Annotated in this window: 22 protein-coding genes; 12 read left to right on the plus strand and 10 right to left on the minus strand. The window is 67.7% G+C overall.

Annotation, left to right across the window (positions count from 1 at the left end; genetic code table 11):
- Positions 1-18: 18 nt before the first annotated feature.
- The 4 genes from FAZ11_RS05575 to FAZ11_RS05590 all read right to left on the minus strand — a co-directional run bounded on the left by FAZ11_RS05575 (position 19) and on the right by FAZ11_RS05590 (position 3,215).
- Positions 19-900 (minus strand): NAD(P)-dependent oxidoreductase, encoded by an 882-nt coding sequence (locus FAZ11_RS05575; RefSeq protein WP_058764651.1) that lies wholly within the window; start codon positions 898-900, stop codon positions 19-21.
- Positions 901-1,180: 280 nt separating this feature from the next.
- Positions 1,181-1,936: a molybdopterin-dependent oxidoreductase gene (locus tag FAZ11_RS05580; protein WP_058764653.1), complete on the minus strand. Its 756-nt coding sequence runs from the start codon at positions 1,934-1,936 to the stop codon at positions 1,181-1,183.
- Positions 1,923-2,549, minus strand: a complete 627-nt coding sequence (locus FAZ11_RS05585) for a cytochrome b/b6 domain-containing protein (RefSeq protein ID WP_058764655.1) — start codon at positions 2,547-2,549, stop codon at positions 1,923-1,925. The genes FAZ11_RS05580 and FAZ11_RS05585 overlap by 14 nt, the downstream gene beginning before the upstream one ends.
- Positions 2,550-2,603: 54 nt before the next feature.
- Complete coding sequence (locus tag FAZ11_RS05590) at positions 2,604-3,215, minus strand: hypothetical protein (RefSeq protein ID WP_058768627.1); 612 nt, start codon at positions 3,213-3,215, stop codon at positions 2,604-2,606.
- A gap of 120 nt (positions 3,216-3,335) precedes the next feature.
- Between FAZ11_RS05590 and FAZ11_RS05595 the strand changes: the two genes are divergently transcribed.
- From FAZ11_RS05595 to FAZ11_RS05605, 3 genes are all read left to right on the plus strand, one after another.
- Positions 3,336-4,007 (plus strand): heavy metal response regulator transcription factor, encoded by a 672-nt coding sequence (locus FAZ11_RS05595; protein ID WP_058768628.1) that lies wholly within the window; start codon positions 3,336-3,338, stop codon positions 4,005-4,007.
- Entirely contained in the window at positions 4,004-5,386 is a 1,383-nt protein-coding gene (locus tag FAZ11_RS05600) for a heavy metal sensor histidine kinase (protein WP_137279166.1), read from the plus strand. The genes FAZ11_RS05595 and FAZ11_RS05600 overlap by 4 nt, the downstream gene beginning before the upstream one ends.
- Positions 5,387-5,526: 140 nt before the next feature.
- On the plus strand, positions 5,527-10,659 hold the full coding sequence (locus FAZ11_RS05605; protein WP_137279165.1) for a DUF4011 domain-containing protein: 5,133 nt from the start codon (positions 5,527-5,529) through the stop codon (positions 10,657-10,659).
- 275 nt (positions 10,660-10,934) lie between these two features.
- Here FAZ11_RS05605 and FAZ11_RS05610 read toward each other — a convergent pair whose 3' ends face one another.
- A complete protein-coding gene (locus FAZ11_RS05610) occupies positions 10,935-12,290 on the minus strand; it encodes an OprD family porin (RefSeq protein ID WP_137279164.1) in 1,356 nt (451 codons plus the stop codon).
- 150 nt (positions 12,291-12,440) lie between these two features.
- On the opposite strand from FAZ11_RS05610, the gene FAZ11_RS05615 reads away from it, so the two are divergent.
- Complete coding sequence (locus FAZ11_RS05615) at positions 12,441-13,376, plus strand: DNA/RNA non-specific endonuclease (RefSeq protein ID WP_058777520.1); 936 nt, start codon at positions 12,441-12,443, stop codon at positions 13,374-13,376.
- On the opposite strand, the gene FAZ11_RS05620 is transcribed toward FAZ11_RS05615, so the two are convergent.
- Entirely contained in the window at positions 13,373-14,554 is a 1,182-nt protein-coding gene (locus FAZ11_RS05620) for an MFS transporter (protein ID WP_058777521.1), read from the minus strand. The genes FAZ11_RS05615 and FAZ11_RS05620 overlap by 4 nt on opposite strands.
- 96 nt (positions 14,555-14,650) lie before the next feature.
- Between FAZ11_RS05620 and FAZ11_RS05625 the strand changes: the two genes are divergently transcribed.
- The gene (locus FAZ11_RS05625; RefSeq protein WP_058761828.1) at positions 14,651-15,208 is read left to right on the plus strand and encodes a TetR/AcrR family transcriptional regulator; all 558 of its coding nucleotides are present in this window, start codon (positions 14,651-14,653) and stop codon (positions 15,206-15,208) included.
- An 80-nt stretch (positions 15,209-15,288) separates the two neighbouring features.
- Here FAZ11_RS05625 and FAZ11_RS05630 read toward each other — a convergent pair whose 3' ends face one another.
- Together FAZ11_RS05630 and FAZ11_RS05635 are read right to left on the minus strand one after the other, a co-directional pair.
- Complete coding sequence (locus FAZ11_RS05630; protein WP_058761829.1) at positions 15,289-16,299, minus strand: hypothetical protein; 1,011 nt, start codon at positions 16,297-16,299, stop codon at positions 15,289-15,291.
- Positions 16,300-16,411: 112 nt separating this feature from the next.
- A complete protein-coding gene (locus tag FAZ11_RS05635; protein WP_058777522.1) occupies positions 16,412-17,761 on the minus strand; it encodes an Nramp family divalent metal transporter in 1,350 nt (449 codons plus the stop codon).
- 217 nt (positions 17,762-17,978) lie between these two features.
- Here FAZ11_RS05635 and mntR point away from each other — a divergent pair, with 217 nt between their 5' ends.
- From mntR to FAZ11_RS05670, 7 genes are all read left to right on the plus strand, one after another.
- Positions 17,979-18,428: a manganese-binding transcriptional regulator MntR gene (mntR, locus tag FAZ11_RS05640; protein ID WP_058768657.1), complete on the plus strand. Its 450-nt coding sequence runs from the start codon at positions 17,979-17,981 to the stop codon at positions 18,426-18,428.
- Between the two features lie 94 nt (positions 18,429-18,522).
- Positions 18,523-19,836 (plus strand): methyl-accepting chemotaxis protein, encoded by a 1,314-nt coding sequence (locus FAZ11_RS05645; protein WP_058761832.1) that lies wholly within the window; start codon positions 18,523-18,525, stop codon positions 19,834-19,836.
- A gap of 207 nt (positions 19,837-20,043) precedes the next feature.
- Positions 20,044-20,889 carry a sugar phosphate isomerase/epimerase family protein gene (locus FAZ11_RS05650; RefSeq protein ID WP_058773548.1) on the plus strand — a complete coding sequence of 282 codons (846 nt, stop codon included), beginning with the start codon at positions 20,044-20,046 and terminating at the stop codon, positions 20,887-20,889.
- 10 nt (positions 20,890-20,899) lie between these two features.
- Complete coding sequence (locus FAZ11_RS05655) at positions 20,900-21,934, plus strand: isopenicillin N synthase family dioxygenase (protein WP_058773547.1); 1,035 nt, start codon at positions 20,900-20,902, stop codon at positions 21,932-21,934.
- A gap of 27 nt (positions 21,935-21,961) precedes the next feature.
- Positions 21,962-22,756, plus strand: a complete 795-nt coding sequence (locus FAZ11_RS05660; protein WP_058773546.1) for an ABC transporter substrate-binding protein — start codon at positions 21,962-21,964, stop codon at positions 22,754-22,756.
- Between the two features lie 55 nt (positions 22,757-22,811).
- The gene (locus FAZ11_RS05665; RefSeq protein WP_058761836.1) at positions 22,812-24,362 is read left to right on the plus strand and encodes an amino acid ABC transporter permease/ATP-binding protein; all 1,551 of its coding nucleotides are present in this window, start codon (positions 22,812-22,814) and stop codon (positions 24,360-24,362) included.
- Positions 24,359-25,111 (plus strand): class II aldolase/adducin family protein, encoded by a 753-nt coding sequence (locus tag FAZ11_RS05670; RefSeq protein WP_137279163.1) that lies wholly within the window; start codon positions 24,359-24,361, stop codon positions 25,109-25,111. Before FAZ11_RS05665 ends, FAZ11_RS05670 begins: the two co-directional genes overlap by 4 nt.
- On the opposite strand, the gene FAZ11_RS05675 is transcribed toward FAZ11_RS05670, so the two are convergent.
- Both FAZ11_RS05675 and FAZ11_RS05680 read right to left on the minus strand, forming a co-directional pair.
- Positions 25,108-26,271 carry an MFS transporter gene (locus FAZ11_RS05675; RefSeq protein ID WP_137279162.1) on the minus strand — a complete coding sequence of 388 codons (1,164 nt, stop codon included), beginning with the start codon at positions 26,269-26,271 and terminating at the stop codon, positions 25,108-25,110. The genes FAZ11_RS05670 and FAZ11_RS05675 overlap by 4 nt on opposite strands.
- The gene (locus FAZ11_RS05680) at positions 26,271-26,804 is read right to left on the minus strand and encodes a GNAT family N-acetyltransferase (protein ID WP_137279161.1); all 534 of its coding nucleotides are present in this window, start codon (positions 26,802-26,804) and stop codon (positions 26,271-26,273) included. The genes FAZ11_RS05675 and FAZ11_RS05680 overlap by 1 nt, the downstream gene beginning before the upstream one ends.
- Positions 26,805-26,856: the final 52 nt, after the last annotated feature.

Consider the following 26,856-nt stretch of genomic DNA (forward strand, 5'->3'; position numbering starts at 1 on the left):
ATAGGGGGAAGCCGCGGCTCACCGGGTAGCAGCGTCCTCGGCCTCTTCCAGCAGCACATCGGCAGTGATGAGGTAGTCGGCGTCCGGATGCAGTTCGGCGCCCAGGGCCAGTTGCTGGGCGGCGGCGGCCAGGGTCGGGGCACCCTGGTAGGTGGCGTTGAGTTCGGCCAGCAAGAGGCCCATGTCCTTGTGCATCAGCGCCGCCGGGAATTGCGGGGCGAAGTCGCCGTCGCGCAGGGCCGCCAGCTTGCGCTGGTGATGGGGCGAGAGCACCGCCAGGTCGCCGAAGACCTCGAACAGCACCTCGGCATCCAAACCGGCACGGGTGGCATAGGCCAGGGCTTCGGCCAGGGCGGCGAGACCGGCGCCCATCAGGCCGTTAATGGCCAGCTTGATGGCGGCGCCCTGCCCGGTCGGGCCGACGTGGTGCACCGTCTTGCCCAGGGTTTCGAGGATCGGCCGCGCCCGCTCCACCGCCTCGGGTTCGCCACCGGCCAGCACCACTAGTTGCGCCTTTTCCGCCTCCGGCGTGCTGCCGGACACTGGCGCCTCGACCACGGCGATGCCGCGGGCACGACCGGCTTCCTCCAGACGCAGGGCCAGGGCCGGCGAGTTGGTGCTGGTGTTGATCAGCAGGCGACCGGCTTCCAGCCGGGCCAGCACGCCATCGGGCCCGAGCAAGACCTGTTCGAGGATGGCGTCGTTGGGCAGCGAGACGATCACTACCTCGGCCTGGGGCAACAGCGTCGCCAGCGGTTCCATGGGCGTGCCGTGGCGCTCGCCGTCCTGCTGATGCTCGGCATAGGCACGGACGGGATAACCAGCCTCGCGCAGATTGGCGCCCATGCGCTGGGCCATGGCACCGAAGCCGATGAAACCGATCGAGGGATGGGCGGACATGGCGAGACTCCTGGGTAAAGGATGGGTGGTATCTCGACTGTCCCCGAAGACGGGGGTTCCGCGGGCTAGATCCCGCTCAACGTCTCGCGAGCTAGAGACAGACAAGGCGCAACGACCAACGGGAGGAACAGCCAAAGGCTGTCCCGAAGGGTGAGCGCCAGCGAATCAAAGACCTGAGGAAGCGCAGTTTACGAGTGGTAAATGAGCATTCCGACCGGGCTGGCGACCCAGGGTCTTTTCAACGCAGTTTGGCCGACGCGCAGCAGACGTTGAGTGGGATCTAGATCCCGCTGAACCAGTTGTAGCCCTGGTCTTCCCAGTACCCACCGGGATAGTCGTTGGTCACGAACAGCGCCTGGATGTGCTTGGGATTCTTGAAGCCGAGCTTGGTCGGTACCCGCAGGCGCAGGGGATAGCCGTAGTCGGGCGGCAGGGCCACCTGGCCGAAGTCCAGCGCCAAGAGGGTCTGGGGATGCAGCGCCGAGGCCATGTCGATGCTGGAGTAGTAGCGGTCGGCGCACTTGAAGCCGACGTACTTGGCACTGGTGTCGGCGCCGATGCGTTCGAGGAAGGTGCGCAGCGGCACCCCACCCCATTGGCCGATGGCGCTCCAGCCTTCGATGCAGATGAAGCGGGTGATGTCGGCCCGTTGCGGCAGGCGGCGCAGGTCTTCGAGGGTCCAGGTCTGCTTGTTGGCGACCAGCCCGGAGACCTCCAGGCGATAGTCGCTGAGGTCGATTTCCGGAACGTTGTATTCGGGATAGAAGGCATTGAAGGGAAAGGGGTTGGTGATCTGGCTGGCGGCATAGGTCGGCGCCAGGCGCTCGCGGCCGAACAGCCAGGCCTGCACCCGGTCATTGAAGCGCGACATGGACCAGAGCACCTTGTCGACGCTGTCGCCGTCCTGCAGGTTGCAGCCGCTGAGCATGGCCAGGGCGCCCACGGTGAGGCCCTGCTTGAGCAGCAGGCGCCGCTGCAGGTTCTCTACCTGGCGCTGTTGCGCCGGCTCCAGGCGCAGTCGTTCACGCCGACTCATCGTTCACCTCCTCGTGCGCCCGGCCGGTGATCATCGGCGGCAGGGTGCGGGGGACCAGGATGACCAGGGCCAGGTGCACGACGACGAAGGCGCCGATGCCGGCCATGGCGAAGAAATGCACGTAGCGGGCGGTGTCGAAGCCGCCCAGCAGCGCGGCCAGCCCTTGCAGCTGTACCGGCTTCCAGATGGCCAGCCCCGAGAGCACCACCAGTACCCCGAGGGCCAGCACGCCCCAATAGAGCAGCCGCTGCACGGCGTTGTAGGTGCCCAGTTGGTGGCCAAGCCGTAGCCGTGCGGCGGCCATGAAATCCCGGCCGATGGCGCGCGGCGACAGCGGTAAAAAATCCCGCCGGAAATGCCCGCTGAACAGGCCATAGAGCAGATAGATCAGGCCATTCACCAGCAGCAGCCAGAACACCGCCAGGTGCCAGGCGATGGCGCCGCCCAGCCAACCGCCAAGGGTCGCCCAGGCGGGAAAGGTGAAGGGGAACAACGGCGAGGCGTTGTAAATCGCCCAGCCGCTCATGAACATGCAGGGCATCGCCAGGGCGTTGAGCCAGTGGGTGAGGCGCACCGGCCAGCGGTGCACCAGGCGCCGTCGCGAGGTGGTCATGGGGTTCCCCTCCATAGAAAGTTGGACGCGGTCGCCAGGCGACCGCGCAGCGGCTTACATGGGCGGCGTGAAACCGTCCTTACCGATGGCCACGCCCTTCACATGCTTGCCATCTTCGGCGGGGAACAGCACCACCTTGGCACCGGGCTTGAGCAGGCTGCGGTCGCCTTTCTCGACGTAGGCGATGGGTACGTCTTCCGGCACCACCAGCTGCTTCTCGCCGCCCTTGTATTGCACGGTCAGGGTGCGGCCGTTGGCTTTCTTGAGTTCGCCCACGGTGCCGTTGGTCATGGTGCCGGTGCTGCCGTCGGCGTTTTCCCAGCCATAGTGGCCTTCGCCGGAGCCGCGCAGGCTGGCTTCGAAGACCGTCACTTCCAGCGCCTTGAGGGTGCCGTCGGGCTGGGGCGTGGCGGCCGAACCGATGAAGCTGTTGGCCTCGATGCGGTCCAGGTTGGCCTTGGACACGGCGCGGTAGCTGGTCTTGTCGTCCAGCATCAGGGACTGATGGGCACCGCCGCGGGTGGTGACGTCCAGGGTGTCGCCCTGGACGCTGTCCACGGTGCCACGCAGCGGCTTGACGGTGGGCATGGGCGCGGCCTGGGCCAACAGGGCACTGCTGGCGAGCAGCAGGGCAAGGGAACCGCGAAGCAAGGTCTGGGTACGCATGGAGCCTCCTGGGATAGGTAATCGCCAGGCCACCTTGCGCCCCGGTGCGGGTCGCGAAGATGACCGCCGAATGACAAAAATGTCACCCCTATCCGACAACCAAAGCCCTACCATGACGCCATGCACATCCTCCTCATCGAAGACGACCAGAAGACCGGCGAGTACCTGAAGAAGGGCCTCGGCGAATCCGGCTACACGGTCGACTGGACCCAGCACGGTGCCGACGGCCTGCACCTGGCCCTCGACGGCCGCTACGACCTGGTCATCCTCGACGTCATGCTGCCCGGCATCGACGGCTGGCAGATCATGGAAGTGCTGCGCAAGAAGCTCGACGTGCCGGTGCTCTTCCTCACCGCCCGCGACGGCCTGCAGGATCGCATCCGCGGCCTGGAGCTGGGCGCCGACGACTACCTGGTCAAACCCTTCTCCTTCGTCGAGTTGCTGCTGCGCATCCGCACCCTGCTGCGCCGCGGCGTGGTGCGCGAACCCGAGCACTTCCACCTGGCCGATCTGCAACTGGACCTCCTGCGCCGGCGGGTGACCCGCGGCGACGAGCTCATCGTCCTGACCAACAAGGAATTCGCCCTGCTGCACCTGCTGCTGCGCCGCGAAGGCGAAGTGCTGTCGCGCACCCTGATCGCCGCCGAGGTCTGGGACATGAACTTCGACAGCGATACCAACGTGGTGGACGTGGCCATCAAGCGGCTGCGGGCCAAGGTCGACAACCCCTACCCGGTCAAGCTGATCCACACGGTGCGCGGTATCGGCTACGTCTGCGAGGTTCGGCCGTGAGCGCCAGGGCGCCCTCGCTGATCCTGCGCGCCACCCTGGGTTTCGCCCTGGTGGCGCTGCTGGCCGTGGGCGGTGCGGGCGCCTTTCTCTACCACAGTCTGGAACGTACCGTGCTGGAGCGCGCCGACTACGCCCTGCTCGGTCGCCTGGCGCATTTTCGCAGCCTGCTCAGTACCGATCTGTCGCTGGAGACGCTGGGCCACAGTCCGCAGCTGTTCGCCAACATGCTGGGCAACGAGCAGGACGTCTTTCTCATCGGCGCGCCGGGCGCCAAGCCGGTGATCGCCTCCAATCCGCTGCAGATCGCCCTTCCCGACCTCCCCGTCATTCCCCAGACTCGGCGGCCGACCCGCGCCGATCTGCGCGAAGGCCAACTGGCCGACGGCACCCGCTGGCGCGCCGCCCGGGTCGCGGTGAACACCCCCGAAGGCCCGGTGGAACTCACCGCCGCCCATGTGCTGCGCAACGAAGACACCACCCTGGCTGATTTCCGTCTGGGCTTGATCGGCGCCGTGACCCTGGCCTTCCTGGCTACCGCCGGGCTCGGCTATCTGCTGCTGCGTCGCGGGCTGGCACCGTTGCGGCGCATCGCCCGGCATGCCGGCGGCATCACCCCGACCCGCCTGGCCGCCCCCCTGGAGCTGGCCGATGCGCCGCGCGAGTTGCAGCCCCTGGTGGAGAACTACAACGCCATGCTGGCGCGACTGGCCGACGGCTATGGCCGGCTGGTGCAATTCTCCGCCGACCTCGCCCACGAGATTCGCACCCCGATCAATGCCCTCATGGGCCACACCGAGGTCGCCCTGCGTCAGGTGCGCGGCACCGAGGAATACCAGACGCTGCTGGAATCCAACCTGGAGGAGCTGGAACGCATCTCGCGGCTGGTGGAGAGCATCCTCTTCCTGGCCCGCGCCGACGACGCCCAGGCGGTACTCGCGCCCCAACCATTGGCGCTGGCCGAGGAACTGGCCCGCATCGCCGACTACTTCGAAGGCCCGGCCGACGAGCGCGGCCTGAGGATCGTCGTCGCCGGCAGCGGCCAGGTGGTCGCCGATCCGCTGCTCTTGCGCCGCGCCCTGAGCAACCTGGTGGCCAATGCCATCCGCTATGCCGAGCCGGACGGCGAGATCCGCCTGCAGGCGGACGGCGGGCGCATCCGCGTCAGCAATGCCGGTCCCAGCCTGGCACCGGAGCACCTGCAGCGGCTGTTCGACCGTTTCTACCGCGCCGATCCCTCGCGCCATCAGCCCCATGATTCCAACGGCCTGGGCCTGGCCATCGTCGCCGCCATCATGCGCCTGCACGGCGGCCGCGCCGAGGTCGAGCAGGACGCGCGGGGCATTCATTTCAGCCTGGTCTTCCCGACCGCGGTGGCCTGAACCGCGACCTATCGCTCAAACCACGCAACCACCCGTCACCAAAGGACTTTTTCCGCTTGCCCAGGCCGGCTATGGGCTGCATCGACAGGCCCACTACTGTACATTCATCTACCTTAGGCAATAAGCAAGGGTGGTAGGCGATGAGCGTGGATGTCGAACTGGTGCTGGCCGGCAAGATCGGTTTCGCGGCGCACCAGAACGCGGTGCCCGTGCTGCGTGAATTGCGCCTCACCCACAGTGGCGCCGACCCCCTGGCCGACCTCAGCCTGACGGTGACGGCGGAGCCCGCTTTCGTGGTGCCGCGTACCTGGCACCTGGAGCGCCTCGATCCCCAGGGCACCCTCTATCTCGATGATCGCGACCTCGAATTCGACGCCGCCCTGCTCGGCAGCCTGCAGGAAAGCCTGGTCGCCCAGCTGACCTTCACCGTGCGCCAGGGCGAGACGATCCTGCGGACGCGGCGCTATCCGGTCGAGTTGCTGGCGCGCAACCAGTGGGGCGGCGTGGACAGCATGCCGGAACTGGCGGCGGCCTTCGTCATGCCCAACGACCCGGCGGTGGATCGGCTGCTGGGCGCGGCGGCCGAGGTGCTGCGCCGCGCCGGCAAGCCCACGGCGCTGGATGGCTATGAAGGCGGTTCGCGGCGTCGCGTCTGGGAGCTGAGTTCGGCGCTCTGGTCGGCGCTGTGCGGCCTGCAGCTGACCTATGCGGTGCCGCCGGCCAGCTTCGAGCGCCAGGGCCAGAAGATCCGCACCCCCGGCGCCATTCTCGACGGCGGCCTGGCCACCTGTCTGGATCTCGCCCTGCTCGCCTGCGCGGCGCTGGAACAGGCGGGGCTCAATCCGCTGCTGGTCATCACCCGCGGCCATGCCTTCGCCGGCGTCTGGCTGCAGCCCCAGGAATTCGCCCAGCTGCTCACCGACGAGGCCGAACCGGTGCGCAAGCGGGTGGCGCTCAAGGACCTGCTGGTGTTCGAGACCACCCAGGCCACCGCCTCGCCGCCGCCCTCCTTCAGCCAGGCGGTGCAATTGGCCGAGCGCCAGTTGGACGACGAGACCTTCGTGCTGGCCCTGGACATCCGCCGCGCCCGGCTGCAACGCATCCGCCCACTGGCGGTGCCCGGCCAACTCGCTGCCACAGCGGACGGCCTGCTGCTGCCAGGCGAAGCCCTGGAAGAAGCCCCGCCGCTGCCGGCCTTCGACGTGGACGTCGAGGCGGCGCCCACCACTCCGGTCGGCCGCCTGGCGCTGTGGCAGCGCAAGCTGCTCGACCTCACCACCCGCAATCGCCTGCTGCACGTGCCGGACAATGCCCGCAGCGTGCCCCTGCTCTGCCCCGAGCCGGCCGCCTTGGAAGATCGCCTGGCCGAGGGCCGGGCGCTGCGCCTGGTGCCGCTGCCGGACCTGGCGGTGAGTGGACGCGACGCCGTACTGCACGAGGCCCGCGAACACGAGAATCTGCAGGACGAATACGCCCGCGGCGCCCTGGGCCGTGGCGAGGTGGTCGCCCCGCTGGACGCGACCAAGCTGGACGCGGCGCTGGTGGAACTCTATCGCCGCGCGCGCAGCGATCTCGACGAAGGCGGCGCCAATACCCTCTACCTGGCGCTGGGCTTCCTGCGCTGGAAGAAGGCGGCCGACGATCCCAAGCACTACCGGGCGCCGCTGATCCTGCTGCCGGTGCGTCTGGAACGCCAGAGCGCCGCCAGCGGCATCACCCTGCACCTGTTCGAGGACGAACCGCGCTTCAACCTGACCCTGCTGGAGCTCTTGCGTCACGACTTCGACCTGGACATCCCCGGACTCGACGGCCCACTGCCCGGCGATGGCAACGGCATCGACGTGAACGGGGTGTGGAATAAAGTGCGCCGTGCGGTGCGCGACTTGCCCGGTTTCGAGGTCAGCGGCGACTTGCTGCTCGGCCAGTTCTCCTTCGCCAAGTACCTGATGTGGAAGGACCTCACCGAGCGCAGCGACCAGCTCATGGAAAGCCCGCTGGTGCGCCACTTGCTGGAGCGCACCACGGAGTCCGGGGCCTATCTCAGTGGCGGCAGCTTTCCCCGCGAACGCGAGCTGGATCGCCAGGTCACCCCGGCCGAACTCTTCACCCCGCTACCGGCGGATTCCTCGCAGCTGGCCGCGGTACTAGCCTCGGCCGGTGGCCAGGACTTCGTGCTCGACGGCCCGCCCGGCACCGGCAAGTCCCAGACCATCGCCAACACGATCGCCCACAACCTGGCGCTCGGCCGCCGGGTGCTGTTCGTCGCCGAGAAGCGCGCGGCGCTGGACGTGGTCTATCGCCGCCTGGAAGCCCAGGGCCTGGGCGAATTCTGCCTGGAGCTGCATTCCAGCAAGGCGTCCAAGGCCGAGGTGCTCAAGCAACTGGAGCGCGCCTGGGACACCCGCGACGGTCTCGACGAAGAGGAATGGCTGGCCGAGGCCGCCGAGGTGGAGCGCCTGCGCGATCGCCTCAATGCCGTGGTCGAGCGCCTGCATCGCCGCTGGCCCAATGGCCTGACCCTGCAACAGAGCATCGGCCGCGTGCTGCGCGATGCCGCCCCCGACACCCCGCGCCTGGCCTGGCCCAATGCCGACGCCCATGACGCCGAAGCCCTGGCCGAGCTGCGCACTGCCGTGCGCCGCCTGGCGCTGCACGCCGAGACCGGACGCAGCCTGGCGGCGGATTTCGCCCTCTTGCCGGCGCACCCCTGGTCCAACGCCTGGCAGGATGGACTGGTCGGTACCGCCGAACGGCTGCGCGAGACCCAGCAAGCCCTGCAGCAGGCGCGACAGAACCTGCGTGACGTACTCGGCCTGCCGCTGGCCGACCAGGTGGCGCCCAGGCGCCTGCTGGATTTCGCCGAGTTGCTGCAGAGCGCCGCTGGCCAGGACCTGGGGTTCGCCTTCGGCCCCGGTGCCGGGGAGCGCCAGCGCCAGTTCGGCCGCGCCCTGGAGCTGCTGCGGGACTACCAGGCCCTGGAGCGCGAGCTGTCGGTGCCCTATGCCGCCGAAGCCTGTCGCCGCATCGCCCTCACCCAGTTGGAGGGCGCCTGGGACGCCGCCGGCCAGCGCTTCTGGATCTTCGCCACCCGCGCCCAGCGCCAGGTCACCCAGGACCTCGCCCGCCAGGGCGAAACCCAGGGCCAGCCCGACGTGGCCGCCGACCTGCCGCGGCTGCGTCGCCAGCGCACCCTGGTCACCGAACTGGACGACCTGGCGCCGACGCTCTCCGGCATCGCCGGCTGGCAGGGGGTGGGCAGCGAGCTCGACGCCCTGCTCGCCCGCCGTGCCCTGGCGGAAAAACTCAACGCGGCCCTGCCGACCCTGGCGGACACCCCGGAGCAGTTGCTGGCCCTGCGCCAGGCCGCGGCGCGCCGCTTGCAGCATCCCGAGGACCAGCCGGAAGACACCACCCTGGCCCCGGCCAGCCATGCCTTCGCCCAGGCCCTCGCGGCGGCCGAAGCCGCCCGCCAGGCCTTCGCCGAGCAGGCGGGATTGGCGGAGGACACCCCGGCTGCCGACCTGGTGCGCACCGCCGCGACCCTCTTGCGCCAGCCCGGCCGACTCAAGGCCTGGTGCGACTGGCAGCGCGTCCGCGAAGAGGCGGAGGCCCTGGGCCTCGTGCCGCTGATTTCCCGGCTCACGCTCGGCTCCACCGAGGACCTCGCGGCCGTCTTCGAGACTGCCTATGCGCGCTGGTTTGCCGCCACCGCCCTGGACGCCGAGCCCTTGCTGCGCGACTTCGTCCCCGCCGAGCATGAGAGTGACATCCAGGCCTATCGCCGACTCGACGACCGCCTGCAGCAGCTCGCCGTACGCCATATCCGCGCCCGTCTCTGCGGCGAGCTGCCGCCGAAGAACGATGCGGCCCGCCAGGGTGGCGGCTTCGCCGTGCTCAAGCACGAATTGCAGAAGCAGCGCCGGCACAAGCCACTGCGCCAGCTGGCCCTGGAAATGGGCGATGCCCTGGCGCGGTTGGCGCCCTGCATGCTGATGAGTCCGCTGTCCATCGCCCAGTACCTGCCGCCGGATGGCGGTCTGTTCGACCTGGTGATCTTCGACGAAGCCTCGCAGATCGCGCCCTGGGACGCGGTGGGCGCCATCGCCCGCGGCGTGCAGGTGGTGATCGCCGGCGACCCCCGGCAGATGCCGCCGACCCGTTTCTTCGACCGCGCCGCCGGCGAGGACGACACCGCCGAGGACCTGGAAAGCATCCTCGACGAATGCCTGGGCGCCGGCATCTACAGCCACAGCCTCAACTGGCACTACCGTAGTCGCCACGAGAGCCTGATCGCCTTCTCCAACCATCACTACTATGACGGCAAGCTGATCACCTTCCCCGCCCCGGAGATCCGTCCGAGCGCGGTGGAATGGCGGCGGGTGGAGGGCGTCTACGCCAAGGGCAAGGGGCGTCACAATGCCCTGGAGGCCCAGGCCATGGTCGCCGAGGCGGTCAAGCGCCTGCTCGATCCGGCCTTCGCCGGGCTCAGCCTGGGCATCATCACCCTCAACAGCGAACAGCAGCGGCTGGTCACCGACCTGCTCGACCGGGCGCGCCAGCAGCACCCGGAGATCGAGGCGCACTTCGCCGAGGACCTGCCCGAGCCAGTGGTGGTGAAGAACCTGGAAACGGTGCAGGGCGACGAGCGCGACCTGATCATGCTTGGCATCGGCTTCGGTCCCACCGAACCGGGTGCCAACAGCATGTCGATGAACTTCGGCCCGCTGAACAAGGACGGCGGCTGGCGCCGGCTAAACGTCGCCGTGACTCGCGCGCGGCGGGAGATGCTGGTGTTCTCCTCCTTCGATCCGGGGCTGATCGACCTCAACCGCACCAATGCCCGCGCGGTGCGCGATCTCAAGCTGTTCCTGGAATTTGCCCAGCGCGGCCCCCAGGCCCTGGCCGCCGCGGTCAAAGGCTCCCTGGGCGGCCACGATTCGCCCTTCGAGGAAGCCGTGGCCCAGGCGCTGCAGGCCAAGGGCTGGCAGGTGGTGCCGCAGATCGGCGTATCGCGTTTCCGCATCGACCTGGGCATCGTCCACCCCGACCGCCCAGGCGACTACCTGGTCGGCATCGAATGCGACGGCGCCACCTACCACAGCGCCGCCACCGCCCGCGACCGCGACAAGACCCGCAGCGCCATACTCCAGGGCCTCGGCTGGACACTGCTGCGCGTCTGGTCCACCGAGTGGTGGATTGATCGCGCGGGGGCGACCGAGCGGCTGCATGGGGAGATCGAGAAGCTGCTGGAGGCCTCGCGGGCGGAGGCCTGAGGTGAGGGGTGTTGGGCTTCGCTGCGCTCAACCCAACCTACACGGCGCCCGATCACACCGAACTGCCCCCTCTCCCCTTGGGAGAGGGTTGGGGTGAGGGCATTCCCGGATATGCCGATGGCCAATGGACTGTTGGGCTTCGCTAACGCTCAACCCAACCTACAAAGCCCAGTGGCGTAGGTTGGGTTGAGGCGGCTTTATCGCCGAAGCCCAACAAACCGGGCATGAGCTTGGCAACGTTGGGCTTCGCTACGCTCAGCCCAACCTGCCCAGCATCAGAGAATATTCAACGGATACTCGGTGATCAGCCGCGTCTCGGCCACGGTGCCGCCGGTGCTCTGGCTGCCGGAATGCCAGGCTTGGCGTAGGCGGAAGCTGAGGTTCTTGGCCGGGCCGTTCTGCAGGACGTACTTGGCTTCCAGATCAGTCTCGTGTTCCTTCTCGCCATCGCCATAGAGACCGGCGTAGGCCGAATCAGCGGGCAGATGGGTGCCGTCGATGCCGCTGCCGCGGGTATGGCGCACCATCAGGCTCAAACCCGGCACGCCGTAGCTTTCCAGGTCCAGGTCGTAGCGGGCCTGCCAGCTGCGTTCGCCCGGACCGTTGAAGTCGGAGAACTGCATGGAGTTGCCGAGCAGGATGGAATCACCGAAGGAACCCGGCACCGGCGCGCCGAAGACGGCGTAGTCGAAGGGTTCGTCGCCGTGCACGCGCTGGTGGATCAGGGTGAAGGTATGGGCACCGGTCTTGAAGGCGGCGGCCAGCGACCAGGCGGTGTTGTCGATGCTGCCGGCCTTGGCGCTGCCGGCATCCAGGGTGCGGTAGAGGTTGCCGTCGAAGGTCAGACTCTGCTCGGCGGCCAGCGGCAGCACGTAGTTGAGGTTGCCGTAGTACTGGTCCCAGACGTCTTCGAAGTGCCCGGCATAGAGCGAGGTACTGAAGTGATCGCTGAATTTGTAGACGCCCCCGGCATAGCTGGCGGAAGAGGTCTCGACCCCGGCATAGCCGGCGTAGATGCCGCCGTCCGAACCGGTCAGGCGGGGTGCCGTGCCGGCGGTGAAATGGCCGCCTTCCAGCAGCAGATGATCGACCTCCTGGCTCACCAGGCTCCAGCCGCGGGCGGTCTGGGGAAACAGCCAGTTGCCACCCGCTGCCAGCACCGGCGCGGTGGGTTGCTGGTCGCCGTACTTGAGTACGGTGTTGGAAACGCGCAGCTTGACCGCCGCTCCGCCCCGGCTGAATTCGTTACGCTGGCTGCCGTCGCTGTCCACCGGCAGGTTGGGCGTATTGGCGTGGCCATTGCCGCCGTCCAGCTTGAGCCCCAGATAGCCGAAGGCATCCACGCCGACGCCGACGGTGCCCTGGGTGAAGCCCGAGGTGTAGTTGAGCAGGAAGGCCTGGGTCCAGCTACGCGGATCACGGCTGTTGCGCGGTTCGGCACCGTGGCCGTCGCCCTCGTTCTGGCGCAGGTAATAGTAGTTGCGCAGCAGCAGGGTCAGGTCGCCGTCCTCGACGAAGCCCTTGGCGTCGGACTGCTGACTGGCCAGGGCAGCGCCGGTGAGGAGCAAACCAGGCATGGTCAGCAGCCAGGCCCGCGGGCGGGCGAACGGGGAAAACAGCGCTAGCGTCATGGGCATCTCACTCAAGGATTTTCAGGGCCAAAATCGTTAGGTAGCGAATGAGTTTGCCAGCTTTTATCCGCAACTTGAATGACGACTGTCATCATTTGGCAATGCCGCTATGCTGCGCTGAGACTTCAGGCTCACCTCCAGGGAGTGCTCATGTCCGCTCAGCCTTTCGTCGTCGATCTCGCCTATCGCCCCCGCCTCGCCGATCTGCGTCCGCTGGTGCACGACGCGGCCAGCGGACTGCGCGGCGGTCCAAGAATCACCCCCGCTGCCGACTTGGCGGATCGCCAGGGCTATGACGCCGACTTCCTTGGCGACTTCCAGGTGCCCTGGCCCACGCCAAGCGCTGCCCTCGCCAGCGACGTCTATCCCCTGCCCGGCTCCGCGGATCGCCTCGACTACACCCATTTTTCCGTGACCCTGTCGAGTAGCCGGCGGATGGCGCTCTGGGTGGGCGTCAACATCGACGGCGGCCAGGCGGTGGAGGTGCCGCGCAGCCGCGATGCCTGGGCCTACGATGGTCGGGTGCCGCTGGAGGCCCAGTTGGGCGAGGCGCTCTACGCCGACAACCTGCTCGATCGCGGCCACCTGGTGCGCCGCCAGGACCCCAACTGGGGCCCCGCCGCCGCCCAGGCCAACCGGGATACCTTCCACTTCACCAACTGTGCGCCGCAGATGGCCGCCTTCAACCAGAAGACCTGGCTGGAGCTGGAGGGCTACATCCTCGACAACACCCAGCGCTGGCAGGCGCGGGTGACCGTCTTCAGCGGACCGGTGCTGCGCGCCGACGACCTGGTCTATCGCGACGCCCGGATTCCCGAAGCCTTCTGGAAGGTGGTGGCCTTTCTCGGCGACGACGGCAAACCCTCCGCCAGCGCCTATCTGATCGATCAGCGCCGCGAGCTGGACGAGCTGTCCATCGCCTTCGGCCGCCTGCGCACCTACCAGTGCAGCGTGCTGAGCATCGAGCAACTGACCGGCATCGACTTCGGCACGCTAGCCGACTACGACGGTTTCTCCAACGAGGAACGCGCCACCGGCACGCCAGTCGAACGAGCCATTTTCGGCCCGGCCGATATCCGCCTTTAACCTGGCTGGACGCAGGCGCGGGGCTGGCTATTGCGCAGCCCCAGCAGCGCCAACAGGATCAACCCGGCCAGGTACAGCTGAGCGGCGCCCTTGAGTCCCAGCCAGGGCACCAGGGCGCTGACCGCCAGGGCCGGTACGCAAAACGCCAGGTAGCTCAGGACATAGAAGGCCGCCAGCAGGCCGGCGCGCTGATCCGGTTCGGCCAGGGGCAACAGGCTGCGGGTGGCACCTAGAAAGCCACTGCCAAAGCCGACGCCGGTCACCAGGGTGCCCAGGGCGAACAGCCCGAGTTGACCACTCACCACGGCCAGCCAGAGCAGCGCCGGGCCAAGGACCAGGGTGAACGCGCCGAGGCGCAGCAAGCGTGGCGCCGGCCAGAGCCGCAGGCCATGCAGACAGGCGGCGCCGGTCAGGGTCAGGCCGGCCACCACCCCGCCGCCGACCAGGATCGAGGAGCTGCCGGTGGCCGCCTTGATCAGTCCCGGCATCAGCGACAGATAGAAACCACCCACCGCCCAGACCGCCAGCTCCAGCGGCAACACCCGCCACAGCATGGCCCGCGCCTGGGGCGGGACCGCCAGTTGCGGACGCAAGGCGGCGAGCAATCCGGGCCGCCGCGCCAGGGTGTCGGGTAGCCGCAACAGCAACAGTCCCTGCACCACGAAGAACGCCAGGAACAACCGATAGACCAGTTGCAGTGGCGCGGGGGCGAATTCCACCAGCAGGCCACAACCCAGCGCACCGACGGCCATGCCCAGCAGTGGCGCCAAGCTGTTCAGCCAGGGCCCGCGCTCGCGATCCACGTCGAGCAAGGCGGCGCCCAAGGCACTGGTGGCGATCCCGGTCGCCAGCCCCTGTACGGCCCGGGCGACCACCAGATCCGCCAGGCCCTGCGCCTGGTGGAACAACAGCATCGACCCGGCTTCCAGCACCAAGGCCCCCAGGATCACCGGACGGCGGCCCAGGTGGTCGGACAGCCGCCCACCCACCAGCAGGGCGGCCAGTAGGGTGAAGGCATAGACCGCGAACACCCAGGTCAGCCAGAAGGTCGAGAAACCCCAGGCGTGCTGGTAGCTGGCATAGAGTGGCGTCGGCGCACTGGAGGCGGCCAGAAAGCTGAGGAGCAAGGCACCGAGCAGGGTCAGGCGTGCCCCGGAGGAGGCTGTCGCTAAAGTCATGGCCTTTACCTTAAAGCTAATTAATTGCTTTAAAGCCTGAGCCTTTCCAGCAGCAAAAGCAATGCGTTTGCGTTAACGGGCGGGTATCCTGTTGGCATGACCACCAAGCAAGCCCGTCCCGGCGGCCGTAGCGCCCGCGTCCAGCAAGCCATCCACGACGCCGTCCTGGCACTGTTGCAGGAACAGCCGCGTGACTCCCTGACCGTCCCCCTGATCGCCGCGCGCGCCGGGGTCACCCCCTCCACGCTCTACCGCCGCTGGGGCAACCTGCCCAGTCTGCTGGCCGACGTCGAGTTGCAGCGCCTGCTCCCGGACCAGCCGCCGGAGGATACCGGCAGCCTGAGAGGCGATCTCGAACGTTGGCTCGAACACTATGTCGACGACCTGGCCTCGACACCCGGCCAGGCCATGCTCAGGGACGCCCTGGCGGCCACCGATCCCGGTTGCGCGGTACGCTGCACCGAACCGACCCGGGAGCGCCTGGAACTCATGCTCGAACGCGCCCAGGCGCGCGGCGAGCCGGCGCCCAGCCTGGAGGTCTTGCTGGACGGCCTGGTCGCCCCCTTGGTCTATCGGACGCTGTTTCGCGCCCAGCGCCCCGATAGCCAACTGTGCCAGAGCCTGCTCGCGCGGGCATTGCGCCTGGACGACTAACCGGCTTCTCACAAACAACGAGGCCCGAACCTTCCGGTTCGGGCCTCGCGTCGATCTTTCAGCCTTGCTGAACAGCTCGGTTAGACGGCGACCACCTTGTTGGCCGGCTGGGTACGACGACCCAGGGCACCACCGATGGCACCGACCACACCGCCGACGATCAGGCTGATCAACAGTACCCAGCTAGCCTGGGAGACCTTGCGCGCGGCTACGTCAGCGGCTTCACGGGCCTTCTGCTCGGCCTGGGCCTTGAGCTCCTGGTACTTGGCATAGGCCTGCTGATAGGTCTGCTGAGCCTTGTCGACGATGGCATTGGCCTCGGCGTCGCTCTTGCCGGTACGGGCCTTGATCAGGTTGACCAGCGCCTGACGGTCGGCGGCGTTCCAGGCTTGGTCGCCACGCTGCTTGAGACGATCCAGCAGCGCGCTCAGCTGATCATCGGCCTGCTGCGGATTGTTGGCGCTGTTCTCGGCGGTGTTCTTGGCATCCTGCTCGGCGCCCTGGGCCTGCTGCTTCAGATTCTCCGGCTGCAGCGCGGGCTTGCCGGTCTGGCGCAGCGCGGTTTCCAGCTCGTTCTGCAGATCGCTCAGGTCGAACTGGATGCCCTGCTGACGCAGCTGGTCCTGGACCTGATTGGTCAGCGCCGGCGCGGCCTGGGAAATGCCGCTGCCGATCATCGACAGGCCACTGCCCGCCACGTTGAGACCGGTGCGCACTACGCTGCTCACGGCGCTGGATACCAGGTAAACGCTGACCAGGGTCACACTGGCCCAGACCAGGATGCCGTGCAGGGCGCCTTCGCGCTGCGCCAGGCGACCGGCGATCCAAGCACCGACGAACACCGAGATGACGGCGCTGACACCGACCCAGATACCGGTACCGGTGCCCAGACCGGACAGCGGATTGGCTTCCTGTTGCGGATCGATGGAGGCCGAGCCGATGGCGGTGCCGAGCAGGCTGAGCAGCAGCGACACGGTCAGGGCGATCACCACCCCGGCGATGATCGAACTCCAGGAAATGCGCTTGAGCAGCGGCGCGGTGGCGGTGCCAGGGGCAACGTAGGCGGCAGAGGTGTGGTTGTCGTAGGACATGGCAAGTGCTCCGTCAGGGGATTAGCGAGAACTTATTGTGGTAACGGATTGATTCCGTCTCGCTGCCCCAAGTTCCCGAATCACCATGCCAGAGCTTTGCGCCTGGTTTTTTTCAGTTACCCAGCAGGGTATCCATCAGCAGTTTCACGTTAAGCACCACGATCACTCCGGCCACGGCCCAGGCCAGGACTGCCGTGACTCGACCGATGACAAAAGAGCCCATCAGCTGGCGATCGGAGACGAAGCGCACCAGCGGAATCACCGCGAAGGGCAGTTGCATGGACAGCACCACCTGGCTCAGCACCAGCAACTTGGCCGTGCCGCTTTCGCCGTAGAAACCGGTCACCACCACCACCGGCACGACGGCGATGCCCCGGGTGATCAGTCGCCGCGCCCAGTCGGGAATGCGCAGCGACAGGAAGCCTTCCATGACGATCTGCCCGGCCAGGGTGGCGGTCACGGTGGAGTTGATGCCCGAGGCCAGCAGCGCCACGGCGAACAGCAAGGACGCGATACCCACCCCCAGCATCGGCGACAGCAGGTGGTAGGCATCCTGGATCTCGGCCACATCGGTACGCCCGGCGCTGTGGAACACCGCCGCCGCGGTGATGAGGATGGCGGCGTTGACGAACAGCGCCAGCATCAGCGCCAGGGTGCTGTCGGCCACCGCCCAGCGCAGCCCCATGCGCCGCCCTTCCTCGGTGCGGGGATAGGCGCGGGTCTGCACGATGGACGAATGCAGGTAGAGGTTATGCGGCATCACCGTGGCCCCGATGATGCCGATGGCCAGGTACAGCGCCGCCGGATTGGTGACGATCTCCGCCTTGGGCAGGAAGCCATCCAGCACGGCGGCGATGGGCGGCTGCGCCAGCACCATCTGTACCCCGAAGCAGACGAAGATCAGCGTCAACAGGGCGATGACGAAGGCTTCCAGCCAGCGGAACCCCCGATTCATCAGCAGCAGGATGAGAAAGACGTCCAGCGCGGTGAGGATGGCGCCCCACATCAAGGGGATACCGAACAGCAGGTTGAGGGCGATGGCGGTACCGATCACCTCGGCCAGATCGCAGGCGATGATCGCGATTTCGCAGGCGATCCACAGCAGAAAGCTCACCGGCCGCGAATAGCGCGCCCGGCACGCCTGGGCCAGGTCCAACCCGGTGGCGATGCCCAGCCGCGCGGCCAGTGCCTGCAGCAGGATGGCCATCAGATTCGACAGCAGGATCACCGACAACAGCAGATAGCCGAATTGCGAGCCGCCGGCCAGGTCCGTGGCCCAGTTGCCCGGGTCCATATAGCCCACCGAGATCATGTAGCCCGGCCCGAGGAAGGCCAGCAGGCGACGGAACCAGGAGCCATCCTTGGGCACCGGCACACTGGCATTCATCCGCCCCAGACTGGGCCGGACGGGGGCCGCGGGCTCCTGCCAGGCAGGCTCGACGTAGTGGGCGGATTCTTTCATGGCGGGCTCGTGCAGCTGGATAGGACTATCCTTTGGAGAATTTAGCCTAGGCTAAAATTCACACACCAGGCAATAAAAAATCTCTATCTCATCCGTCGATAACGCCCATTGGTAAAGGAAACTTTGGTATTCGCCCGTAACTCGGTCAAAATGGCGCCCGGGCGCTTCCCGTCGAAGCGCCACAGGTCTTGCGGAGAAGGTCATTCAGGTGGGCAACATGACTAAGGACGACGAACTGCTGAATCGGTTGGTCGATCCATCCATTCACATGGAAGGTTTTCAACAGGTCCGCGAGGCACATCGCCAGGAGCTGATCGAAGACTACGTCGAGCTCATCTCGGATCTCATCCGCGACGGTGGCGAAGCGCGCCAGGTCGACATCGCCGCACGCATCGGCGTGGCCCAGCCGACCGTGGCCAAGATGCTCAAGCGCCTGGCCACCGCCGGGCTGATCGTGCAACGGCCCTATCGCGGCGTCTTCCTCACGCCCGAGGGCGAGGCCCTGGCCGAAGCCAGCCGGGCGCGCCACCACGTGGTGGAAACCTTCCTGCTGTGCCTGGGCGTGGATGCCGATACCGCACGGCGCGACGCCGAAGGCATGGAGCACCACGTCAGCGAAGCCACCCTCGCCGCCTTCCGGCGTTTCATCGCCAGCCAGCAGGGCTGAATTTCCACCGAAGTCGCTGCGCTTCCCTTCAGAAAATCGCGGCACCGTCGAAGTAATGGAGGTCACACCTCTTACTTCCTGTCGGTGCCCTGCCATGTTCAATCGCCACCTGAAGACCGAACTCGCCCAGTTGCGCGCTGAGGTCGCCGAATTGCGTCAACTGCACGCCGGCTTCGAAAGCCAGGCACTCAGTCTCACCCTGGATGATCGGGGCAATGTCGCTCAGGTCAACGAGCGCTTCTGCCGAGAGATGGGCTATCGAGCGGAGTCCGTTACCGGCCGTCCACTGGATGACTTGATCCCCGACTACGTCAAACAGTTGCCCTGTTATCGGGAACTCAAGAGCGCCCTCGCCCAGGGCACCCAGACCAGTGGCATGTACCGGCTACTTCGAGCGAACGGCCAAGAAGCCTGGCTCTATGCCACCTGGCAACCGCTGCGCGATGCCCAGGGCGACATCCACAAGACCATCTGCTACGCCAACGACCGCACCGAACAGGTGGAGACCTCCACCGAGCATTCCGGCCTGATCCATGCCCTGTTGAGATCCACCGCCGTGATCGAATTCAACCTCAAGGGCGAGGTGCTCACCGCCAACGATCGCTTCCTGCAGGGCATGGGTTATTCCCTGGCGCAGATCCAGGGCAAGCACCACCGGCTGTTCTGCACCCCCGAGGAAGCCAGCTCCGCCGAGTACCAGGCGTTCTGGGCCCAGCTGAACCGTGGCGAATTCATCGCCAGCCGCTTCAAGCGCCTGGACAGCCATGGCCGCACGGTCTGGCTGGAAGCCTCCTACAACCCCGTACTCAACACCCGCGGCGAGCTGTACAAGGTGGTCAAGTTCGCCACCGTCATCACCGAGCAGGTCGAGCAGGAGCAGGCGGTGGCCGAGGCCGCCAAGGTGGCCTTCGACATCTCCCAGCAGACCGACGAGAGCGCCCGCCAGGGCGCGGCCGTGGTGCAGGACACCGTGGCGGTGATGCGCAAGATCGCCGAGGAACTGCAGGTGGCCTCCAATGGCATCGAGGCGCTGGGCGAGCAGTCGCTGGTGATCAGCACCATCGTCAAGACCATCAGCGGTATCGCCGAACAGACCAACCTGCTGGCGCTCAACGCCGCCATCGAGGCCGCGCGGGCCGGCGAGCAGGGTCGCGGCTTCGCCGTGGTGGCCGATGAGGTCCGCCAACTGGCCGGCCGCACCAGCAAGGCCACCGAGGAGATCGTCGGGGTGGTGCAGCAGAACCAGCAACTGGCGCAGACCGCCGTGGCCAACATGGCGGCGAGCAAGCACCAGGCGGAACAGGGCCTGGAACTGGCCAACGCCGCCGGCAACCGCATCACCGAGATCCAGGATGGCGCCCAACGGGTGGTCGGCGCGGTGGGTCAGTTCGCCCAACGCTTGAGCTGAGTTGCGCCCTGCAGAAGCGGTGGCGGATTCCTTGCCGTCGCCGCCTTCAGTTGTGAAATCTCTGAAGTAAGTTTTTGCCGCCGCCTATTCAATGGCGGTCCCGCCCCCCGCAAGATGGCTCTCGGCACCTGGCCAATAGAGCTGCGGCCTCCGCTTTTCCTTGCAACTGCCCTCATCCGAACCCACCCCTGGGAGGCCGTTGCCCGCATGAAACTCGAGCTCTTCCGCAGCCTCTGGGGCTACGCCGAACAGCGTGCCAACGCCTGTCGCGAGGCCCGCGGCGCCGGCTTCACCGGCATCGAGGCGCGGTTGCCGCAGACCCCGGCCGAGCGCCGCGAACTCGGCGCCCTGCTCGAAGGCGAAGGCCTGGCCTACATCGCCATCCTTTTCACCGGCGGCGCCGTGCTGCCCGACCAGGGCCTGACCCCGACCGAGCACCTGCGCGACCTGGAACGCCAGTTGGACGCCTCCGCGGAACTGGAACCGCGCTTCGTCAACGTGCTGGCCGGCAACGATCGCTGGTCCACCACGCAGCAACTGGATTTCCTCGGCCAGGCCCAGGAAATCGCCCGCCGTGGCGGCCATCTGTGCAGCTTCGAGACCCATCGCGCGCGCTGCCTGGCCACGCCCTGGGTCACCCTGGAGATCGCCCGCCAACTGCCGGAGCTGCTGTTCACCACCGATATCAGCCACTGGGTGGTGGGCTGTGAACGCCTGCTGGACGATCCCGCCGACGACCTCGGCGACTTCGTCAGCCGCGTCCATCACATCCAGGCCCGGGTGGGTTACGACCAGGGCCCCCAGGTGCCCCACCCCGCTGCCCCGGAATACGCCCGCGAACTGGCCTTCCACCAGCGCCACTGGGCCGCCGTCTGGCACAGCCAGCGCGAGCGCGGCTATCCGGTCACCACCCTCACCCCCGAATTCGGTCCCGACGGCTACACCTTCCGCCTGCCCTTCACCGGCATGCCCATCGCCGATCTCTGGGACCTCAATCGCTGGATGGCCGACACCCAGCGCGACCAGTTCCAACGCTTTCTCCAGGACCGCTAAGGAGCCCGCCATGCCAGACGTCCAAGACACCGCCTTTCAGTCCATCCCGGTGGTGGACATCGCCGGTCTGTTCAGCCCCGACCTGGCGGCGCGCCAGGCGGTGGCCGACGAGCTGGGACGTGCCGCCCGCGAGGTGGGCTTTCTCTACGTCCGCAACCATGGCCTGGACCCCGCGTTGATCGAGGGCCTGCGCCAGGCGGCGCGGGATTACTTCGCCCAGCCGCTGGCGGCCAAGATGGGCCACTACATCGGCAGCTCGGCCTCGCACAAGGGCTTCGTGCCCGAGGGCGAGGAGATCTACGGCAGCGGCAAGCCCGATCACAAGGAGGCCTTCGACGTCGGTTTCGAGGTGGCGGCGGACGATCCCCTGGTGCTCGCCGGCACCCCGCTGCTCGGCCCCAATGCCTGGCCGACCCTGCCCGGCTTTCGCGAGCGGGTGCAGGCCTATTACGCGGCGGCCTTCGCCCTCGGCCGCCAGCTGTTCCGCGGCTTCGCCCTGGCGCTGGAGCTGCCGGAAGACACCTTCGATCCCCTGGTCAGCCGGCCGCCGTCCAAGCTGCGGCTGATCCACTACCCCTTCGACGCCAGCGCCGAGGACGCCCCCGGCATCGGCGCCCACACCGACTACGAGTGCTTCACCATCCTGCTGGCCGACCAGCCGGGTCTGGAGGTGATGAACGAAGCCGGCCAGTGGATCGACGCCCCGCCGCTGGAGGGCGCCCTGGTGGTGAACATCGGCGACATGCTGGAGGTGATGACCGCCGGTGCCTTCGTCGCCACCGCCCACCGGGTGCGCAAGGTCAAGGCCGAGCGCTATTCCTTCCCTCTGTTCTACGCCTGCGACTACCACACCCTCATCGAGCCGCTGCCGCAGTTCGCCGCGGGCGCCGAAGGCTACGAGGCCCTGGCCATCGGTGAGCACATGTGGAGCCAGGCGCTGCAGACCTATCGCTATCTACGCGCCAAGGTCGCCGCCGGCGAGCTGGCGCTGCCGGAGCGGGCGCGCAAGACGTCCAGCTTCGGCCATCTGAAAAATCACGTCTGACCATAACGACAACCCCGGAGCATCCCCATGAACATCCTGCGCAAATCCCTGAGCGTCATCCTGCTGGGCAGCCTGGCCTGCGCGGCCCAGGCCGAGGTCAAGACCATCACCCCCGGCGTGCTGAAGGTCGGCATGGACATCACCTATCCGCCCTTCGAATCCTTCGACGGCGACAAGGTGGTGGGCTCCGATCCGGACTTCGCCAGCGACCTGGCCAAGCAACTGGGACTCAAGGCCGACTTCGTCAATACCGAGTTCGCCGGGCTGATCCTGGGGCTCAAATCCAACCACTTCGATACCGTGATCTCCGGCATGTACATCACCCCGGAGCGCACCGCCCAGGCCCTGGCCATCCCCTACGCCCGCACTGGCGCGGCGATCATGACCAAGGCCGGCGCGGCCAAAGAACCCAAGGTGCCGGAGGATCTCTGCGGCCTGAAGGTCGGTCTGCAGCGCGGCACCACCTGGGTCGCCAAGTTGCAGAAGCTCTCCGCCGACTACTGCGTGGCCCAGGGCAAGGGCGCCATTGCCGTCAGCGAATTCCCCTCCGCGCCCGAGGCGACCCAGGCCATGCTGGCCGGCAACGTGGATGCCCAGATGGAGATCGGCGGCGCGGCCAGCCAGATCGTCGAGCGTTCCCGCGGCCGGGTGCGCATCACCTCGCCGGAGCTGGTGTACAAGGAGACCCTCGGCATCTACCTGCGCAAGGACAACGAGGCCCTGAAGCAGGCCCTCGAAGAAGCCTTCGCCAAGGTCCGGGCCTCCGGCGACTACGCCGCCCTGCTGAAGAAGTACAACCTGGAAGACGTCCCGGCGAACTGAGCGAGGAGCCGAACCGCCGCGGCTCCGGCCGTGGCGGCGACGCCTGGTGATCCCCATGCAATTCGATTGGCCCTATTTCTTCTCGCTGTTCTCCCTGCCGGCGTTCTGGAAGGCCTGCGTCACCGTGGTCGAGCTCAGCGGCCTGGCCTGGCTGATCGGCCTGGCGCTGGGCTTCCTGGTGGCCTCGGCGCGGCTGCACGGACCGGCCTGGCTGCGCTGGCCGCTGGGCGGCTACATCTGGTTCTTTCGCAGCGTGCCCCTGCTGGTGCTGGTGGTGTTCGTCTACAACCTGCCGCAACTGCTGCCGATGAGTGGCCCGCTGCTGTCGAATCCCTTCATTTCCGGGTTGTTCGCCCTGGTGCTCACCGAAACCGCCTACATGGCCGAGATCCATCGCGGCGGCCTGCTGGCGGTGGCCAAGGGGCAGCGTGAAGCCGGGCGCGCCCTGGCCCTGGGCACCCTGAGCATCCAGCGGCTGATCGTCATTCCCCAGGCCCTGCGCATCGCCCTGCCCACCCTGATCAACGAATACATCACCGTGGTCAAGCTGACTTCCCTGATCTCGGTGATCTCCCTGACCGAGATCCTCAAGGTCGGCCAGCAACTCTATGCCGCCAACTTCCTGGTGCTGGAGACCCTGGCCGCGGTGGCCGTCTACTACGTGCTCATCGTCACCCTGTTCGGCTGGCTGCTGCAGGCGCTGGAGCGTCGACTCGACCTGAGCAGACGCCGGCCGGGCACCCTCGACGGCCCCGCCGAGGCCGCCCTCAGAGCGGACCTGCCCAAGGACGCCGGCCCGCGCTTTCCCACCCCGCGCGCGGGCGATCCGCCGGCACTGGAGCTGCGCGGCGTGCGCAAGCGCTATGGCGCCCAGGAAGTGCTCAAGGGCATCGACCTCAAGGTCGACCGGGGTGAAGTCCTGGCGCTGATCGGCCCCTCGGGCTCCGGCAAGACCTCGCTGATCCGCACCCTCAACGGCCTGGAAAGCCTGGACGCCGGCGAGATCCTGCTGTTCGGCGAGGGCTTCATCCGCGCTGGCGAGCGCACGCCACGGCGCCGGCTGCGCGAAGGACTGCGGCACCTGGGCATGGTGTTCCAGGGCTTCAACCTCTTTCCGCACCTGACCCTGCTGGGCAACGTCACCCTGGCGCCGCGCCAGCAGCGTGACGCCCAGGCCGGCGAGCTGCGCCAGCGCGCCCTGGCGCTGCTGGACAAGGTCGGCCTGCTGGCCCACGCCCACAAATATCCGCACCAGCTCTCCGGCGGTCAGCAGCAGCGGGTCGCCATCGCCCGCGCCCTGGCCATGGCGCCGGACATCATGCTGTTCGACGAACCCACCTCGGCGCTGGACCCCGAACTGGTGGGCGAGGTGCTCAAGGTGATCCGCACCCTGGCCGACGAAGGCATGACCCTGCTGATCGTCACCCACGAGATGGACTTCGCCCTGTCCATCGCCGACCGAGTGATCTTCATGGAGAACGGCGTGATCCATACCGACGCCGCACCCCAGGCGATCCGCCAGGGTCACTGCGATCCGCGCATCCGCCAGTTCATGGGTCTGACCGCCCCCGCCGCCACCCCTGTCGCCGAGGAGATCACCCCATGAGCACCGCCGATCTGCGTCCCGGTGAATGGCAGGCGCGCTGCGAGCTGGCCGCGCTGTACCGGCTGATCGCCCACTACCGCATGACCGACCTGATCGATACCCATATCACCCTGCGCCTGCCGGGCACGAGCGGGTTGTTCCTGATCAATGAGTACGGCGTGCCCTTCGAGCGCATGACCGCCAGCACCCTGGTGCTGATCGACCTGGACGGCCAACCCCAGCCCGGTCCCTTTGGCGAACAGCGGGTGAATGCCGCCGGCTTCGTCATCCACTCGGCGATCCACGCCGCCCGCCCCGACCTGCACTGTGTGATCCACACCCATACCGCCGCCGGCATGGCGGTGGCCGCCCAGCGCGACGGCCTGCTGCCCCTGACCCAGCACGCCCTGAAGTTCCATGGTCACCTGGCCTACCACACCTACGAAGGCATCGCCCTGTCGCTGGACGAGCGCGCCCGGCTGGTGGCCGACCTCGGGCCGCACAAGGCCATGATCCTGCGCAATCATGGCCTGCTGGTGGGCGGCGCCACCCCGGCGGAAGCCTTCCACGAGATCTACTTCCTGGAGCGCGCCTGCCAGGCGCAGGTCCAGGCCCTGGCGGGCGGCGTGGCGCTGCACTATCCCAGCGAAGCCGTCTGCCAGCACACCGCGGCGCAATTCCAGGCCGACGGTGCCGAGGGCCTGATCGACCTGGCCTGGCAAGCGGCCCTGTCGCTGATCGAGGCGCAGCGTCAGGACTGGTGTCGCTAGCTCGCCACCCTCGCGTGCCGCTGCCCCAACAGGCCCACCGCCGCCAGGGTTACCCCCAGGCTGACCAGCAGGCACAGGCCGAGCAGGCCGCGGTCTCCCCAGTGCTCCCGCGCCAGGGCATAGCACCAGGGCGCCGCCGCCGAGAGCAGGAAGCTCGGCGCCAGCAGCTTGCCGGTCAGCCGGGCATAGAGGGCACGGTCGAACAGCTCCAGCGGCAGGCTGGCGCGCAGCACCGCCACCAGGCCGTTGAGCGCGCCATAGAGAAAGACGAAGCCGGCGGTGAGCAGCAGATGACCTTCGCTCGCCAACGCCAGGGCGAAACTCAGGGGCAACCCCAGGCCGAGCAGCAGATTGAGCTGGCGCGCCGACAGCCGCTGTCCGGAGGCCAGCTCCGCCAGGCGCGCGCAGACCTGGCCGATGCCCCAGAGCGCGGCCACCTCCACCGGCACCCCCCGCTCGGCCAGCAGCGCCGGCAGATGCGCCGACAATCCCGCCGACAGAAAGCCGATCAACGCCATGCCGGTGGCGAACAGCACACCCGCCAGGCGCGGCGAGGCGCCGCCCGTCAGCGTCGGCAACTCGCTACTGGGCAGCCGACCCCGCACATTGGGCAACGGCAGCAGGAGCAGCAATCCAACCAGGGCGATGGCGGCATAGACCACCAGCCCCAGCCGCCAGCCGAGGAGCTCCAGCAACCAATGCCCCAGCGGCCAGAACACCGCCGAGGCCAGGCCACCGAGCAGGGTGATGCGCACCATCACCGCCCGCGATCTGTCGCCGGCCAGCCTTGCCAGGGTGGCGAAGGCGGCGTCGTACAGCGATAGGCGCATGCCCACGCCCAGGATCACCCAGGCCAGATAGAAGAAAGGCGCCGAGTGCGCGGCGGCCAGCCCCAGGCAACCCAGGGCATCCAGCACCAGGCCGAGTTGCAGGGTCCGGCACCCCCCCAGGCGCTCGATCACCGCGCCACTGAAGGGCGACACCAACCCCATGGTCAGCATCGCCAGGGAGAAACCGCCGTAGACCCAGCGCGCATCCCAGCCCAGCCCCGCGGCCATCGCCGGGCCATAGACCCCGGGCAGATAGAAGGCCAGGCCCCAGGCCAGCAACTGCATCAGGCCCAGTTGCCAGATGGCACGGTCGCTCGGCAGCGGCGTCATCAACGGCTACCGGGCGTACGGTCGCCTTCGCCGAGGCTGCGTTGCATCAATACCGAGTCCAGCCAGCGCCCATGCTTGAAACCGACCGCCTCCAGGGTGCCCACCGCGCGAAAACCCAGGCGCCCATGGAGCGCGATGGACCCGGCATTGGCGCTGTCACCGATCACCGCCACCAGTTGGCGAAAGCCCGCCGCCGTGCAGCCCTCGATCACATCCTCCAGCAGCCGCCGACCGATGCCCCGGCCACCCAGGCCGTCACGCACGTACACCGAATCTTCCGCGGTATGGCGATAGGCCGGTCGCGGCCGGTAGAGCACCGCATAGGCATAGCCCACCACCTCGCCCTCCAGCTCGGCCACTCGGTAAGGCAGCCCCGCCTGGCGCACGGCGGCGAGGCGACGCCCCAACTCAGCCACATCGGGCGGCTCCACTTCGAAGCTGGCGGAGCCGTGCAGCACATGCTGGGCATAGATGGCCTGGATGGCCGGCAGATCCTCAGGGGTGGCGTCACGCAACTGCAGGGTGGTGTTCACGGGTTCTATCCAGCCTAGGGTTCGATGGCGAGATCATGCCGGGACGGCCAGG

It is taken from the genome of Pseudomonas rhizoryzae, assembly GCF_005250615.1.
GTDB lineage: Bacteria > Pseudomonadota > Gammaproteobacteria > Pseudomonadales > Pseudomonadaceae > Chryseomonas > Chryseomonas rhizoryzae.

Bases quoted from the DNA above. Each gene is read 5' to 3' on its own strand.
- FAZ11_RS05575 (WP_058764651.1), bottom strand. From the start codon at position 900: ATGTCCGCCCATCCCTCGATCGGTTTCATCGGCTTCGGTGCCATGGCC.
- FAZ11_RS05580 (WP_058764653.1), bottom strand. From the start codon at position 1,936: ATGAGTCGGCGTGAACGACTGCGCCTGGAGCCGGCGCAACAGCGCCAG.
- FAZ11_RS05585 (WP_058764655.1), bottom strand. From the start codon at position 2,549: ATGACCACCTCGCGACGGCGCCTGGTGCACCGCTGGCCGGTGCGCCTC.
- FAZ11_RS05590 (WP_058768627.1), bottom strand. From the start codon at position 3,215: ATGCGTACCCAGACCTTGCTTCGCGGTTCCCTTGCCCTGCTGCTCGCC.
- FAZ11_RS05595 (WP_058768628.1), top strand. From the start codon at position 3,336: ATGCACATCCTCCTCATCGAAGACGACCAGAAGACCGGCGAGTACCTG.
- FAZ11_RS05605 (WP_137279165.1), top strand. From the start codon at position 5,527: ATGAGCGTGGATGTCGAACTGGTGCTGGCCGGCAAGATCGGTTTCGCG.
- FAZ11_RS05610 (WP_137279164.1), bottom strand. From the start codon at position 12,290: ATGACGCTAGCGCTGTTTTCCCCGTTCGCCCGCCCGCGGGCCTGGCTG.
- FAZ11_RS05615 (WP_058777520.1), top strand. From the start codon at position 12,441: ATGTCCGCTCAGCCTTTCGTCGTCGATCTCGCCTATCGCCCCCGCCTC.
- FAZ11_RS05620 (WP_058777521.1), bottom strand. From the start codon at position 14,554: ATGACTTTAGCGACAGCCTCCTCCGGGGCACGCCTGACCCTGCTCGGT.
- FAZ11_RS05625 (WP_058761828.1), top strand. From the start codon at position 14,651: ATGACCACCAAGCAAGCCCGTCCCGGCGGCCGTAGCGCCCGCGTCCAG.
- FAZ11_RS05630 (WP_058761829.1), bottom strand. From the start codon at position 16,299: ATGTCCTACGACAACCACACCTCTGCCGCCTACGTTGCCCCTGGCACC.
- FAZ11_RS05635 (WP_058777522.1), bottom strand. From the start codon at position 17,761: ATGAAAGAATCCGCCCACTACGTCGAGCCTGCCTGGCAGGAGCCCGCG.
- mntR (WP_058768657.1), top strand. From the start codon at position 17,979: ATGACTAAGGACGACGAACTGCTGAATCGGTTGGTCGATCCATCCATT.
- FAZ11_RS05645 (WP_058761832.1), top strand. From the start codon at position 18,523: ATGTTCAATCGCCACCTGAAGACCGAACTCGCCCAGTTGCGCGCTGAG.
- FAZ11_RS05650 (WP_058773548.1), top strand. From the start codon at position 20,044: ATGAAACTCGAGCTCTTCCGCAGCCTCTGGGGCTACGCCGAACAGCGT.
- FAZ11_RS05655 (WP_058773547.1), top strand. From the start codon at position 20,900: ATGCCAGACGTCCAAGACACCGCCTTTCAGTCCATCCCGGTGGTGGAC.
- FAZ11_RS05660 (WP_058773546.1), top strand. From the start codon at position 21,962: ATGAACATCCTGCGCAAATCCCTGAGCGTCATCCTGCTGGGCAGCCTG.
- FAZ11_RS05665 (WP_058761836.1), top strand. From the start codon at position 22,812: ATGCAATTCGATTGGCCCTATTTCTTCTCGCTGTTCTCCCTGCCGGCG.
- FAZ11_RS05670 (WP_137279163.1), top strand. From the start codon at position 24,359: ATGAGCACCGCCGATCTGCGTCCCGGTGAATGGCAGGCGCGCTGCGAG.
- FAZ11_RS05675 (WP_137279162.1), bottom strand. From the start codon at position 26,271: ATGACGCCGCTGCCGAGCGACCGTGCCATCTGGCAACTGGGCCTGATG.